We start from the raw sequence: 14,789 nt of genomic DNA, 5'->3' as shown, positions 1-14,789 counted from the left end.
ACATACGCCTGGCAGCAGCCGTCACGCCTGCTGCCGGACGCATCCGCCGGCGCACGCGCGGCCACGCTCCGGGCCTGGCAGGCGCGGCGGCTGCCAGCGCTGCAGGAAGACCAGGAGCCGCCGCCAATCGACCCATCAGCCCGCAGTGCCCGCGCCAGCTCACATCAACGCATCGGCCAGCCGCGCAATGCCTTCGCGGCTGCGGCGCCAGGCAGGGCGGCGGCGCCACTGTTGCAGATCCAGCTGGCGTGCGTTGTCCAGATAGTCCTGCTCGATCTGGCGCAACCGCTGCACCACACCCCGGTCGTAGCAGAGCAGGCCGATCTCGGCATTGAGCGCGAACGAGCGGATGTCCAGGTTGATCGATCCGACCAGCGCCATGTCCTCGTCCACGCTCAGGTGCTTGGCATGCAGGAAATGCGGGCGGTACAGCGCGATCTTCACTCCGCAGCGCAGCAGTTCGTCGAAGTAGGCGTCCTGCGCCCAGGCGGCCAGCCACTGGTTGTTGCGCTCGGACAGGATCAGCTGCACCTCCACGCCGGACACCGCCGCGATACGCAGCGCGCTGAGCAGGGCCTCATCCGGCACGAAGTACGGCGTGACCAGCACCACCCTGCGCCGTGCCAGATGGATCACCGCATTGATCGCATCGCGTGCGTTCTCGAACGGATAGGCCGGCCCGCTGGGCAGCAACTGGGTTGCGATATTGGCCTGGCAGACCGGCGCGTCCGGCCACACGTCCAGGCGCTGCCCGGTTTCGGTGAACCAGTCGCTGGCGAACACCGCTTCCAGATGATTGACCACCGGCCCGCGCACGCGTGCCACCAGCTCGCGATTGGGCACCCCGTCGATGAAGCCGGCCTCGGCCAGATTCTGCGAACCGACGAACCCCACCTGGTTGTCGATCACCGCGATCTTGCGGTGGTTGCGCAGATCCATGCGCCCGCTGCGACGCCAGCGCAGGCCACCGGGCAATACCTCCAGCACCTCGATGCCGCCGGCCCGCAGGCGTTTGCGATACCGCCGCAGACCGCGCTTGGCGCCCACCGCATCGAGCAACACGCGGCAACGCACGCCGCGGGCCTGTGCGCGTTCCAGCGCCGCAGCCACCGCCTCGCCCACCGCGTCGTCGAACATCAGGTAGTACAGCAGGTGCACCCGCTTGTCGGCCGCATCGATCGCCGCGATCAGGGCCTGCAACGACTGCGCATAGTCGTCGAGCAGTTCCACCGCATTGCCCAGGGTCGGCATGAAGTCGCCCTGCCGCTCGACCAACGGCACCACCTCGGCGCTGCTGGTGCCCGCCGGCGGTGTCCAGCGCAGCGCATGCAGCGGCAGCTGTTGCTCGCGGATCACCTGGGAGGCGGTGGCCTGCCGCTCCACGCGCAAACGCGACAACCACGGATGGCCGAACAGCAGATACAGCGGCAGGCCGACCACCGGCACGAATCCGATCAACAGCAGCCAGCTGCGTGCCGCTCCCGGCGTGGTGCGCGCAGGAATCCAGAACAGGGCCGCCAGGCGGATCGTCCAGTCCAGCGCCAGCAGCCAGGTTCCGCTCACCCAGTCGGGCAGCATCGGCACTCCAATCTCATGAGGAAGCCGATTCTGACCCGGCCGGGCGTGAACGCAAGGGCGGCTCGGCCGCCGGCATGGCGCAATGGCGGAAGGGTCCTGCATGTGCGTCGGCCGGCTGCACGCGCTCGGCGCAGACCTGCCGCAGCATCTGCACGAACACCGTCTGCGCACGGGTGGGGTGCCAGTCGCTGCGGGTGGTCATGCCGATCTGGCGGCGCAACTGCGGCCCGGCACGGCCGATCTCGCACAGCAGTCCGGCGCGGCGCTCGAACAGGAACTGATCGCGCGACATCAGGGTCAGCCAGTCGCCGTCCAGCAACAGCCCGCGCACGGTGAGCTCGGCCCCGCATTCGATGCGCAGCGGCGGCGGCGTCAGCTGGTGGTCGCGGAACATGCGCTCCCAGCGTTCGCGCACCGGTGTGCCGGCGGCAGCGATCACCCATGGATACTCCAGCAAATGCGCGAATGTGTAGGGTCGCGCCGCCAGCGGATGCCCGCTACGTGCCACGATCACCGGCTCGTCGTCGAACAGCGGCTCCTGCACGACATCGCCGACCGGCAGGCGCTCGCGCAACGCGCCGATCAGCAGATCCAGCCCGCCCTCGCGCAGATGCCCCAGCAAGGCTTCATACGGCCCCTCCACCACGCCGATGCTGGCGTCCGGATGTGCCCGCGCGAACCGTGCCAGTACCTGCGGCAGCAGGATCGCCCGCGCCAGCGGCATCACCCCCAGAACGATCCGGCCGGCGTGCTGCGATCGCAGCGCGGCCACCTCGTCGAGCGCGGCGCGCACTTCGGCCAAGGCCAGGCGCACCTGCCGCAACAGCCGTTCGGCGACCGGTGTGGGTTGTACCGCCTTGCCACGGCGTACCGTCAGCGCCACCCCGATCACGTCGGCCAGCGATTGCACGGCGCGGTAGATCGCCGGTTGCGACACGCCGGCACGCGCCGCCGCCAGCGAGTAGCTGCCGGCAGTCTCCACTGCCACCAGCGCCTGTAACTGCCCCAACGACACCCGTCGTTCCAGCCCCGGGTGGGCCGGCAACCGCAGCGCACGCCGGGCCACCGCGATGCCCCGGCCCAGGTGCGCCAGCGCGCGCTCGATACGCGGCACCACCAGCAAGGCCGCCTCGGTGGCCTGCATGCCGCCCGGCTGTCTCTCGAACAGGCGCGCTCCCAGCTGCTGCTCCAGCCGCGCCACCGCCTGGGTCAGGGCCGGCTGCGACAGGTTCACCTGCGGCGCAGCCGCACTGATGCTGCCCAGCCGATGCACCACGACCAGGGCATACAGATGACGAAGATTCGGGCCGGCATGTGGAGGCATGCTCTAACTATAAGCAAAATCAATGTGCATACCTCAAATGTAGCTTGAGCTGTCTAGCGATGCGCGCACAGACTCGCCACAACGCTAACGAGGATGGATGGATGAGCGAGGTCGTCACCCAGGTCCAGCGCACGCCTGTCGCCATCGTCGACGGCCTGGCACAGGCCGGCGTGGCCACGGTGCATGAGGCACAGGGTCGCAGCGGGTTGTTGCACCACCGTTTGCGCCCGATCTATGCCGGATGCCGGGTGGCGGGCACGGCGATCACCGTCTCGGTGCCGCCAGGCGATAACTGGATGATGCATGTGGCCATCGAACAGCTGCAGCCCGGCGACGTGCTGGTGGTGGCGCCCACCAGCGATTGCTGCGATGGCTATTTCGGCGACCTGCTGGCGACCTCGGCGCAGGCGCGCGGCTGCCGCGGGCTGATCATCGATGCCGGCGTCCGCGACGTACGCGATCTCACCGCGATGCAGTTCCCCGCCTGGAGCCGCGCCATCTGCGCGCAGGGCACCATCAAGGAGACGCTGGGTTCGGTCAACGTGCCGCTGGTGTGCGCCGGACAGCTGGTCCAGCCCGGCGATGTGGTGGTGGCCGACGACGACGGCGTATGCGTGGTGCCGCGCGCCAGCGCCGAAGACGTGCTGGCCGAAGCGCGGGCGCGCGAAGCGCGCGAGGCGCTCAAGCGCGAGCGGCTGGCGCGCGGCGAACTGGGCCTGAACATCTACGCCATGCGCGAACGGCTGGCAGCCAAGGGCCTGCGCTATGTCTGAGCGCGTCCGCGCGATGTGGATGCGTGGCGGCACCTCCAAGGGCGGCTTCTTCCTGGCCGAGGATCTGCCCGGCGAGGCGAGCGCCCGCGACGCCTTCCTGCTGCGCGCCTACGGCTCTCCGGATCTACGCCAGATCGATGGCATGGGCGGCGGCGATCCGTTGACCTCCAAGGTGGCGGTGGTGTCGCGCTCGGCGCGCGCCGATGCCGACGTGGACTATCTGTTCCTGCAGGTGGCGGTGGACAAGGCACAGGTCAGCGACGCACAGAATTGCGGCAACCTGCTGGCCGGCGTCGGCCCCTTCGCGCTGGAACGCGGCCTGCTGCCGGCGCGCGATGGCAGCACCGAGGTGCGCATCTTCATGCGCAACACCGGTACCCTGGCCACCGCGAGCGTGCAGACGCCCGGGGGCCGGGTGCGCTACGACGGCGACACCCGCATCGACGGAGTGCCCGGCACCGCCGCGCCCGTCGCACTGGCATTCGCCGATATCGCCGGCTCCTCCTGCGGCGCGCTGCTGCCCACCGGGCGCGCGGTGGATGTGCTCGACGGCGTGCCGCTCACCCTGATCGACAACGGCATGCCCTGCGTGGTGCTGCGCGCCAGCGACATGGGAATCAGCGGCTACGAGGACCGCGCCACGCTGGATGCCGATGAGCCGCTCAAGGCGCGGCTGGAATCCATTCGCCTGCAGGCGGGCCCGTTGATGCGGCTGGGCAATGTCGGCACGGCCACGGTCCCGAAGATGATGCTGGTGGCCGCACCGCGCAACGGCGGCGCGATCAGCGTGCGCTCGTTCATTCCGCATCGTTGCCACGCCTCCATCGGCGTACTGGGCGCGGTCAGCGTCGCCACCGCCTGCCTGTTGCCCGATTCGCCCGCGCATGCGCTGGCGCAGCTCCCCGGTGGCAGTACGCAACAGCTGGAGGTGGAGCATCCCAGCGGTGCGAGCGGCTGCATCATCGAATGCGATGCGTCGGGCGCGGTGGTACGCGCAGCGGTGGTCAGGACTGCGCGCAAACTGTTCGATGGTGAGCTGTTTGGATGACCGCGCTGACCAGCGCGCAGGTGCAGCCAGAATGCCCGCCCGGCCTGCGGCAACAGGATGCGGCACGCGCCGTCTGCGGCCCCGATCCTCGATGCGCTGCCCTGCGTTGTCTCCATTCCCCTGCAAGATGACGCGCCTGCCGCCCCGCAGAGCAGATGCCGGGGCGGCGCCTTCCAGCGCAGCCGGGCGTTACCGCGATGGCCGCCAGGACCCATCTGCGGATCCACTGGATGGCTAGGGCAGCTCCGCTGGTGCGCCCGAAGGCCGGTGCAATGACCGCAGCCTGCGATGCGCAGGCGCAGGCGCAGGCACGGCAGACACGCCATGGCGCGCGTCTGGCGGCCATCAGGCCGCACCTGCCGATGGGGCGATCCCCGCCGGTGCCGCGCATCGACCGCGCGCCTGGTGGCCATATGGCAGGCGCGTCGGCCCCTGCCCATCGCACGCCTGCGTGCTGCGGCGCATCCGCGTCTTCTCCATCACTGCACGAGTAGCGCCATGATCATCGACTGCCACGGTCACTACACCACCGCGCCCGCTGCGCACGACGCGTTTCGCAAGGCGCAGATCGCGCATTACCGCGATGCCGCGCTGCCGGCGGCGGTGTATCCGCACATTTCGGACGACCAGCTGCGCGAGAGCGTCGAGCAGCACCAACTGCGCCTGTTGCGCGAACGCGGCGCCGACATGACGATTTTCTCCCCACGCGCCAGCACCATGGCCCATCACATCGGCGACGAGGCGGTGAGCCAGGTGTGGACGCGCCACTGCAACGACCTCATCGCGCGCGTGGTGCAGCTCTACCCGCAGACCTTCATCGGCGTCTGCCAGCTGCCGCAGTCGCCGGGCGTGTCGATCGCCCAGTCCATCGCCGAGCTGGAACGCTGTGTCGGCGAACTCGGCTTCGTGGGCTGCAATCTCAACCCGGACCCGTCCGGCGGCCACTGGACCGGCGTGCCGCTGACCGATCGCGCCTGGTATCCGTTCTTCGAGAAGATGGTGGAACTGGACGTGCCGGCGATGGTGCATGTGTCGGGCAGCTGCAACTCAAATTTTCATGCCACCGGCGCGCATTACCTCAATGCCGACACCACCGCCTTCATGCAGTTCCTCGAAGGCGATCTGTTCAGCGATTTCCCCGACCTGCGCTTCATCATCCCGCACGGCGGCGGCGCGGTGCCGTATCACTGGGGCCGCTTCCGCGGCCTGGCCGACATGCTGGGCAAACCGCCGTTGGCCACCCACGTCATGCGCAACGTGTTCTTCGATACCTGCGTGTATCACCAGCCCGGCATCGACCTGCTGTTCGAGGTGATCGACATCGACAACATCCTGTTCGGCTCGGAAATGGTGGGCGCGGTGCGTGGCATCGACCCGCAGACCGGGCATTACTTCGACGACACCAAGCGCTACATCGATGCCTTGGCGATATCCGATACCGACAAACGCAAGGTGTTCGAAGGCAACGCGCGGCGCGTGTACCCGCGGCTGGACGCGCAGTTGCGCGCGCGCGGGCTTTGACGGCGGCGTTGCACGGCGCGCTTCCTGTTATTGCTCCCTTCTCCCACTGGGAGAAGGTGCCCGCAGGGCGGATGAGGGTGCGCCTCGGACATCTACCATCACCTGTCATGACAAACGCGTCGCCACGCGCCATCAGACCTGAATCACCGACTGCTTCACTGCCCGCCCCGTACCCTCACCCCAACCCCTCTCCCGGTGGGAGAGGGGCTCGATACAAACGCAAACACCCGCCTCGCGGCGGGTGTTTGCCCGGATGCAGATCGGTAATCGGTGGATTACTTGATCTTGCCTTCCTTGTACATCACGTGCTTACGCACGACCGGGTCGTACTTCATCATTTCCATCTTCCCCGGAGTGTTCTTCTTGTTCTTGTCCGTGGTGTAGAAGTGGCCGGTAGCGGCCGAGGAAATCATACGGATCTTGTCACGCTTGCCTTTTGCCATGACTGTTTACTCCTCAGACCTTTTCGCCGCGCGCGCGCAGCTCTTTCAGAACGGCATCGATGCCGTTCTTGTCGATGGTGCGCAGTGCATGCGCGGAAACACGGAGCTTGACCCAGCGGTTCTCGCTGGCGACCCAGAAGCGGCGCTCGTGCAGGTTGGGCAGGAAGCGACGACGGGTTCTGTTGTTGGCGTGGGAGACGTTGTTACCCGTCTGCACACGCTTGCCGGACACTTGGCATACGCGGGACATTGCGCACCTCGATGAAGTTTGGTGTCTTCCTTAGCCAGGAAAACGGCGGCCCCGACAGCGCCTGGCTGCCACGCAACGTTGGGAATCAATCACTTACCGCTGGAACAGGCCGGCACCCCATCGCGTTGGGTGCCGCCATCCGGAGCGATCCGGGCACAGCGAGCCGCGCATTATGCACGGCAATCCCTTGTGCCGCAAGCACTTGGAGCGATTGACCGAAACCGGGCGAGCAGTCGCCAGGAGCAGCGGGGCGGCGCGCGCAAGCCGCAGCACGGGGCAGAGATGCCGATCCCTGGCACCGGCTGCGCTCGTCCGGCAGCCGCGCAGCCATCCTGCCAGGCGCGCTCAGCCCTGCCTGCGGTACGCGCCCTCGACCGGTTCAGCCCGGCGCCCGGCCCGCTGCCGATGCAACCATCGGTACAGCACCGGCAACACCAGCAAGGTGAGCAGAGTGGAGGAGACGATGCCGCCGATCACCACCGTGGCCAGCGGGCGCTGCACCTCGGCGCCGGCGCCGACATTGAACGCCATCGGCACGAAACCCAGCGCCGCGACCAGCGCGGTCATCAGCACCGGCCGCAGGCGGGCCAGCGCACCCTCGCGCAGCGCCTGCTCCAACGGCATGCCCTCGGTCCGCAGGCTGCGCACGAAGGCGATCATCACCAGGCCATTGAGCACCGCCACGCCCGACAGCGCGATGAAGCCGACACCGGCCGACACCGACAGCGGCAGCCCGCGTATGGCCAGCGCCACCACGCCGCCGGTCAGCGCCAGCGGCACGCCGCTGAACACCACCACCGCATCGCGCAACGATCCGAACGACCAGTACAGCAGGGCGAAGATCAGCAGCAAGGTGCCTGGTACGACCCAGGCCAGGCGCTGGCCGGCGGAGATCAGCTGCTCGAAGGTGCCGCCGTAGCCGACCCAGTAACCGGTGGGCAGCGCGACCTCGGCCTGCACGCGCTGGCGCAGCTCGGCCACGAAGCTGCCCAGATCGCGCTCGCGCACGTTGGCGGTGATCACGATGCGGCGCTTGCCGTCTTCGCGATTGATCTGGTTGGGCCCCAGCACGGCCTGGATCCTGGCCACCTCGCGCAGTGGCACGGCGGTCGGTTCGCCACTGCGCCAGCCGGCCGCGCGACTGGATTCGTCGGCATCGGTGCGCTCGCCATCGCCGCGCAGCGGGATCGGCAGGTCGGCCAGGGCGGCCGGATCCTGCCGAAGGTCTTCGGGCAGGCGCACCACGATATCGAAGCGGCGGTCGCCCTCGAACAGTTGCCCGGCCTGCTGCCCGCCCACTGCCGCAGCCACGGTGTCCTGCACCACGCCAGGATTGAGCCCATAGCCGGCCAGGGCGACGCGATCCGGCACCACCGCCAGCATCGGCAGGCCGCTGGCCTGTTCCAGGCTGACATCGGCTGCGCCCGGCACCGTGCGGGCGATCGCCTGCACGCGCTGGCCCAGCGCGAGCAGCGTGTCCAGATCGTCGCCGTAGACCTTGATCGCCACATCCGCACGCACGCCGGAGATCAGCTCGTTCATGCGCATCTGGATCGGCTGGGTGAACTCGTAGTTGTTGCCCGGTAACTGCTTCACTGCCGCCTCGATCTCGGCCAGCAACTGCGCCTTGGGCTTGCGAGGGTCCGGCCATTGCGCGCGCGGATGCATGATCAGGAACGTGTCGGCCACCGACGGCGGCATCGGGTCGGTGGCCACCTCGGCAGTGCCCAGCTTGCCGAACACATGCGCCACTTCCGGGAACTGCTTGATGCGTTTCTCCAGCGTGGATTGCATGGTGATGGCCTGTTCCAGGCTGGTGCCGGGAATGCGCAAGGCATGCAGCGCCACATCGCCTTCGTCCAGGTTCGGAATGAATTCGCTGCCCAGCCGCGTGGCCAGTAGCGCGCACGCCACCACCGTTGCCAGCGCCGCCATGCCGACCCAGCGTCCGTGGCGCAGCGTGCGATCGAGCAGGCGCGCGTACACCCTGCGTGCCCCGCGCATCGCGCGGTTGTCGTGCTCGGCCACCTTGCCGCCGAGCAGCAACGCAATGGCGGCCGGCACGAAGGTCAGCGACAGCAGCATCGCGCCGGTCAGTGCCAGCACCACGGTGATCGCCATCGGGTGGAACATCTTGCCTTCGATGCCGGTCAACGCGAATACCGGCAGATACACTGCGGTGATGATGCCCAGCCCGAACAGGCTGGGGCGGATCACCTCGGCGGTGGCCTCGGCGGTAAGTTCGAAGCGCTCCTCACGCTGCAGCACGCGCCCCAACCGCGCCTGCGCCTGCCCGAACCGGCGCAGGCAGTTTTCCACGATGATGACCGCGCCATCGACGATCAGGCCGAAATCCAGCGCGCCCAGGCTCATCAGGTTGCCCGACACGCCACCGCGCACCATGCCGGTAAGGGTGAACAACATCGCCAGCGGAATCACGGCGGCGGTGATCAGGGCCGCGCGTACATTGCCCAGCAGCAGGAACAGCACCACGATCACCAGCAACGCGCCTTCGATCAGGTTCTTGGCGACGGTGACGATGGTGCGGTCCACCAGTGCGGTGCGATCGTAGACCGGCACCGCCTGCACGCCGGCCGGCAGGCTGGCGTTGGCAACCTTCAAGCGCTCGGCAGCGGCCTGCGACACGGTGCGGCTGTTGGCGCCGACCAGCATGAACACCGTGCCGAGGACCACCTCGGTACCGTCCTGCGTGGCCGCACCAGTGCGCAACTCACGGCCCTCGCCCACCTGCGCCACATCGCGCACCCGGATCGGCACGCCTTCGCGGCGATCCAGCACGATTGCGCCGATCTGCGCGATGTCGTCCACCTGCCCCGGCACCCGCACCAGGAATTGCTGGCCGTTGCGTTCGATATAGCCGGCACCGACGTTGCGGTTGTTCGCCTCCACCGCCCGCGCCACATCGTCCAGCGTGAAACCCAGTGCGACCAGACGTGCCGGATCCGGGGTGATATGGAGTTGCCGCGCGTAGCCGCCGATGGTGTTGACCTCGGTCACGCCAGGCACAGTGCGTAGCTGCGGCCGCACCACCCAATCCTGCAGGGTGCGCAGATCGGTCGCCGTCCACGCCGTTCCATCGGATTTGCGCGCATTGGGCTTGGCCTCCACGGTGTACATGAAGATCTCGCCCAGGCCGGTGGCGATCGGCCCCAGCTGCGGCTCCAGCCCGGCCGGCAATTGCGACTTGACCTGCTGCAGACGCTCGGCCACCTGCTGCCGCGCGAAGTACAGATCGGTTCCATCGGCAAACACGGCGGTCACCTGCGACAACCCGTAGCGCGACAGCGAGCGCGTGGACTCCAGACCGGGCAAGCCCGCCAGCACCGTCTCCAACGGAAAGGTCACCCGCTGTTCGGATTCCAGCGGCGAATAGCCCGGCGCCGCGGTATTGACCTGCACCTGCACGTTGGTGATATCGGGCGTGGCATCGATCGGCAGGCGTGTAAAGCTCCATGTCCCGATCGCAATCAAGACCCCTGTCAACGCCAGCATCAACCAGCGCTGTGCGATCGCAAAGCGGATGACGTGGGTCAGCATGACAGGCCCCTCCCTGCGAACCTGACATCGCACTGCGCAGCGCGCGCGCCCCGCCGTGCCAACGACCCATAGCACCGCCTCCCAACCGCGGCGCGGCGCAACACCCCAAACCAACCTCCGCCAACCCACCAGCACCAGTGCCAGCACCAGTGCCAGTGCCAGTGCCGTTGCCGTTGCCGTTGCCGTTGCCGTTGCTGTTGTTGTTGCTGTTGTTGTTGCTGTTGTTGCTGTTGTTGCTGTTGTTGTTGCTGTTGTTGCTGTTGTTGCTGTTGTTGTTGCTGTTGTTGTTGCTGTTGTTGTTGCTGTTGTTGTTGCTGTTGTTGCTGTTGTTGCTGTTGTTGTTGTTGTTGCTGTTGTTGTTGTTGCTGTTGTTGTTGTTGTTGCTGTTGCTGTTGCTGTTGCTGTTTGCTTTCGGGCCCCCATACCGCAGCGGCAAGGCCGGCAGATACGACCCGCAGGGCGGCGCGCAGGGATGCGCGCCGTTTTTGTAGGGGACATGGATGTCCCTTACAAAAATTTCTGCTGGACTTGGGAACCCGGAGCGCCGCAGGCGCGGAGGGCGCGAGGACGGGGTGTGCTTTCTTTTGGTTACTTTTCTTTGCACAAGCAAAGAAAAGTAACTCGTGCCCGACAGGGCGCGAAAGCCTTTGCTCTAGCCCGACAGGGCGCGAAAGCCTTTGCTCTAGCCCGACAGGGCGCGAAAGCCTTGGACGTGGCGCATCCCCCTGCACCCAACAAACGCCCTTACTCGACAACGCAATGCCACCCAAACCAACGTGCTCAATGATCATGCGACGCCCCCGACTTTTCGATGTCGGCCTTCACCAGATAACTCTGCTCCACCACCACCGTCTCGCCCGGCGACACCCCCGACACCACTTCCACCTGCTGCGCATCGCGCGCACCCAGCCTCACCGGCCGCGCCTCGTACACATCGCCCACCCGCACGAACACCACGTCCCAGTCGCCAAAGCGCTGCAACGCCCCCACCGGCACCACCATCGCTGCAGGCTGTTGCGCCACGGTCACCCGCGCCTTCACCGCCGACCCTGGCCGCCATAACCCATCGGCATTGCGCAACACCGCCCGCGCCACCGTGCTCTGGCTGGCGGTCGCCGTGCCCGGCAACACACGCTCCAGGGTGGATTGCGCCACCGCGCCATCGCTGATGCGCGTGACCGTCACCGGTGCGCCGGCGGTGATGTGCCCGGCGTCGGCGCCGAAGATGTGCAGATCCACCCACAAGGTGGACAGGTCGGCGATTTCGAACAAGGCCTGGCCTTCACTGGCAGTGCTGCCCAGGCTGATAGTGCGTGCCAGCACGGTGCCGCCGATCGGCGCGGTGATCGTGTACGTGGTCAGACTCAGGTTGCTTTCCACCGTGGCCAGCACCTGCCCGGCACGGACCTGATCGCCGACATTGACGCGCAGGCTGCGCACCGGGCCCGGGAAACGCGCGGTGGCCTGCGCCTGCGCGCCTTCGGCCGGCGTGAGCAGGCCCTGCACTTCGTGCTGATCGGCGATACTGCCGGCACCGACTGTCGCTACCCGAATGCCCGCCTCCTGCGCGATCGTCGATGCGATGGTGGTGCGCCCCTCGTAGCTGGGATAGCTCCATCGATGCGTCTTGCCCTGCACGGTGGCGCGCACTTCGACATCGAACGAATGCGGCTCACCCACCTCACTGGTGGCCAGCAGGCTGCCGTCGGTGTGCGCGCGCAATGGATAGATGTCGACCTTACCGCCCAGCCGCGTGGTCTTGATCTCCACGCTGCCGGCGCTGGCCGGCAAGGGTTTGCCATCGCGATACAGCCAGGCCTGGAACGTCGGCGGGCGGCCGTCTTCGGCGATCGCAAGCTCCACGCTGTCACCATCCTGGCTGAGCAGCCGGCCGCCGTGCGCGCCTTTGGCCGCCTCGTCGGCATGATCGCTGCCGCCCTCTTCGCTGTGTCCTGCCTCGCCGCCCGCATGGGCATGGCCGTCTTCTTGGGTGCGGCCGCAACCGCCGAGCAGCAGCGCCAGCAGCAGTGGCGCAAGAATGGAGTGCGTCATCGATGGAAATCCTCTGGAAGGCCGGCGCAGTGCGCCGACCAGTGCAGCGAAGGGAAGCGACGAACGGCGCGCGTTGTCGGCCATGTGCCAATGGCGATGCGCAGGCGTGCGCAACGCGGTCGGCGCGTGCTTGAGCACCGCACGGATGGGTGGCAAGCAGTCGCCCCGCGCATGCAGACCTGCGGGTATCACGGTGCGCGCGCTCATGGCCTTGCCTGCGCAGTGGCGACGAACGGTTGGCCGGTGAGCCGCTGGATCTCGATCAAGGCGGTCTGCGCCTCCACTGCGGCGGCCAGTTGCTGCTGGCGTGCATCGCTGCGCTGTGCCTGCACCTGCGCCCAGTCCAGATAGCTGGTGGCACCGGCGCGGTAGGCACGTTCGGCTGCCAGATCGGCACGCGCCAACGCCGGCAACACCTCATCGCGCATGCGCGCCACTTCGAGCTGGCCGGCGCGGTAGCGTCCATGCGCATCGGCCAGCGTGGCGTACAGCTGCAGCGCCTGCGCCTGGTGTTCGATGTCCAGCAGCGACAGTTCGGCCTGCGCAGCGCCGATCTCCGGCTGCGCGCGTGCCGCGCTACCCAACGCCAGCGACACGCTGCCGAGCAGTGCGGTTGCATCGCTGCCCTGCAGCCGGCGGACGCCCAGTTGCCAGTCCAGGTCCGGCGTGGCCTGGCTGCGGGCCAGCTGCAGCCGCGCCTCGCGCAGGCGCTGTTCGCTGGTCAGGCGCGCCAGTTCCGGCGTGCTGTCGAGCAATTGCGCCAGCACCTCGAACTCCGGGATGTCCGGCAACTGCAGGGCATCGCCGCTGGTGTCGCCGGCGTCCAGGCTGCGTGCGCCCCACAGCACCGCCAGTTGCCGGCGCGCCGCGGCGACCTCCAGTTGCGCGCGGTCGCGCTCCAGTTCCGCCCGGCCCTGCAACGCCTGTGCGGTGAGCAGCACCGATTCCGGCGAGGCACCAGCCTGCAGCCGCTGACGTGCAGCGGCAACCGTACGCTGGCGCTGCGCCAGGGTTTCCAGCGCGATGGCACGGCGCTGGCGCGCGGCGGTGATGGCCAGGTAGCGCCGCGCCACGTCGGCCAGTACGTCCAATCGAGCGAGCGCGCGTTGCGGTGCCAGCGCATCGATGCGCGCCTGCGCCAGGGTGCGGCGCGCATCGAGCTTGCCGCCGCGTTCCAGCACGCTGGCCAGGGTGACGGTGAGCTCGGCCTGATCCAGCGCGCGGGTCGGTCCGCTGCCGAACACGTTTTCGATCTCCGCACCCACCCGCAACGGTGGACGCAGGGCATCGCGCTGCGCCTCGGCGGCGAGTACGGCCTGCTGGCCGTCGGCCAGGCGCAGATCGGGGTGCGTTGCGGCGACGCGCGCAATGGCGTCGTCCAGGGTCAGCACGGTTTGGGGCGGTGCGTGTTGCGCCACGGCGCACGGCACGACCGCGAAGGCAGCAACAGCCGCCAGTCGCAACCACATGTGGAAGTCTCCGCAAATCGGGATCGATGGTCAGCCGGCAGCCGCCGGCAAGGCATCAGGCCGCGATCGGGGGACGCAACAAGGTGTCGATCAGATGCGATCGGTAGTCGCTGATCAGCGCGGCCGGTTGCACCTGCGCGCGCAGCGGCAGCTGCCCCCAGACCAGCGCGGGCAGCATCGCCGGGCTATGCCCATGGCAATACCCGCTGTGCATGAGCGCATGCAACAGGCCGGCACCATCGCGGTCACCGGCATCGCCTTCATCGGCGCCGTCATGGCCATGCGGCGCGGTGTCGTCCAGATGCGCCTGGTCGTGCGCCAGCGCATGCACATCGCCCAGCGCGCAGGCCACCGGCGCGACCAGCACGCCCAACACCAATACCGCCAGCGCCATCAGGCGCAGCAGGGGATGCAATCGACGGGCGCGGCGGAGCAGCATGGGCGCAGCGTATAGAGGCCGGGGTGGTTACGCAATTGCACGGGAGCGTTGTATTGCTTGGTGTCGTCGGTCGCTCAAGTCAGATGCCTGGTGACCGAGTGCGCGGTGCCCTCGCCGCTCGCGGGACACGCCGTGAACCCCTCCATGGGGGCTCGATGGCGGCATCCATGCCGCCAACGGTCCCGCAAGCGGCGAGGACACCGCACCAGGCAGTTGGCTGGTAGTGTGTTGAGAGCAAAGGGCGCCGCGCCACAACCCTAAGAGGGTGTTTACATAATGGTAATCTATGATCCCAACGTGGAAACAAGGGATCGAGATGGGGCGCCCACCCAAG

12 protein-coding genes are annotated in these 14,789 nt (G+C 67.9%); 4 read left to right on the top strand and 8 right to left on the bottom strand.

Going from position 1 to position 14,789, the window contains the following annotated elements; all coding sequences use genetic code 11:
- Positions 1-159 precede the first annotated feature (159 nt).
- Together cls and LL964_RS10305 are read right to left on the bottom strand one after the other, a co-directional pair.
- Positions 160-1,578, bottom strand: a complete 1,419-nt coding sequence (gene cls / locus LL964_RS10310) for a cardiolipin synthase (protein WP_104587806.1) — start codon at positions 1,576-1,578, stop codon at positions 160-162.
- A 13-nt stretch (positions 1,579-1,591) separates the two neighbouring features.
- Positions 1,592-2,902, bottom strand: a complete 1,311-nt coding sequence (locus LL964_RS10305; RefSeq protein ID WP_104587807.1) for a LysR family transcriptional regulator — start codon at positions 2,900-2,902, stop codon at positions 1,592-1,594.
- Between the two features lie 101 nt (positions 2,903-3,003).
- Between LL964_RS10305 and LL964_RS10300 the strand changes: the two genes are divergently transcribed.
- From LL964_RS10300 to LL964_RS10290, 3 genes are all read left to right on the top strand, one after another.
- Complete coding sequence (locus tag LL964_RS10300) at positions 3,004-3,675, top strand: 4-carboxy-4-hydroxy-2-oxoadipate aldolase/oxaloacetate decarboxylase (RefSeq protein WP_104587808.1); 672 nt, start codon at positions 3,004-3,006, stop codon at positions 3,673-3,675.
- Complete coding sequence (locus tag LL964_RS10295; protein WP_104587809.1) at positions 3,668-4,723, top strand: 4-oxalomesaconate tautomerase; 1,056 nt, start codon at positions 3,668-3,670, stop codon at positions 4,721-4,723. The genes LL964_RS10300 and LL964_RS10295 overlap by 8 nt, the downstream gene beginning before the upstream one ends.
- Before the next feature lie 498 nt (positions 4,724-5,221).
- Positions 5,222-6,244: an amidohydrolase family protein gene (locus tag LL964_RS10290; RefSeq protein ID WP_104587810.1), complete on the top strand. Its 1,023-nt coding sequence runs from the start codon at positions 5,222-5,224 to the stop codon at positions 6,242-6,244.
- Between the two features lie 275 nt (positions 6,245-6,519).
- On the opposite strand, the gene rpmG is transcribed toward LL964_RS10290, so the two are convergent.
- The 3 genes from rpmG to LL964_RS10275 form a co-directional block, all read right to left on the bottom strand.
- Complete coding sequence (gene rpmG / locus LL964_RS10285) at positions 6,520-6,687, bottom strand: 50S ribosomal protein L33 (RefSeq protein ID WP_002809462.1); 168 nt, start codon at positions 6,685-6,687, stop codon at positions 6,520-6,522.
- Between the two features lie 13 nt (positions 6,688-6,700).
- Positions 6,701-6,937, bottom strand: coding sequence for a 50S ribosomal protein L28 (gene rpmB, locus LL964_RS10280; RefSeq protein WP_002809459.1), 237 nt, complete (start codon positions 6,935-6,937; stop codon positions 6,701-6,703).
- A gap of 345 nt (positions 6,938-7,282) precedes the next feature.
- Entirely contained in the window at positions 7,283-10,495 is a 3,213-nt protein-coding gene (locus tag LL964_RS10275; RefSeq protein ID WP_104587811.1) for an efflux RND transporter permease subunit, read from the bottom strand.
- Positions 10,496-10,650: 155 nt separating this feature from the next.
- On the opposite strand from LL964_RS10275, the gene LL964_RS10270 reads away from it, so the two are divergent.
- Positions 10,651-10,986, top strand: a complete 336-nt coding sequence (locus tag LL964_RS10270; protein ID WP_228329437.1) for a hypothetical protein — start codon at positions 10,651-10,653, stop codon at positions 10,984-10,986.
- A 289-nt stretch (positions 10,987-11,275) separates the two neighbouring features.
- Here the strand turns inward: LL964_RS10270 and LL964_RS10265 are convergent, their stop codons facing one another.
- From LL964_RS10265 to LL964_RS10255, 3 genes are all read right to left on the bottom strand, one after another.
- A complete protein-coding gene (locus LL964_RS10265; protein ID WP_104587835.1) occupies positions 11,276-12,547 on the bottom strand; it encodes an efflux RND transporter periplasmic adaptor subunit in 1,272 nt (423 codons plus the stop codon).
- Between the two features lie 203 nt (positions 12,548-12,750).
- Positions 12,751-14,016, bottom strand: coding sequence for a TolC family protein (locus tag LL964_RS10260; RefSeq protein ID WP_104587813.1), 1,266 nt, complete (start codon positions 14,014-14,016; stop codon positions 12,751-12,753).
- Positions 14,017-14,071: 55 nt separating this feature from the next.
- Positions 14,072-14,455: a hypothetical protein gene (locus LL964_RS10255; protein ID WP_167395360.1), complete on the bottom strand. Its 384-nt coding sequence runs from the start codon at positions 14,453-14,455 to the stop codon at positions 14,072-14,074.
- Positions 14,456-14,789 lie beyond the last annotated feature (334 nt).

The sequence above is a fragment of the Xanthomonas melonis genome, from assembly GCF_020783655.1.
In the GTDB taxonomy this organism is placed as follows: Bacteria; Pseudomonadota; Gammaproteobacteria; order Xanthomonadales; family Xanthomonadaceae; genus Xanthomonas; species Xanthomonas melonis.
This window is presented reverse-complemented; position numbering and strand designations above follow the sequence as displayed.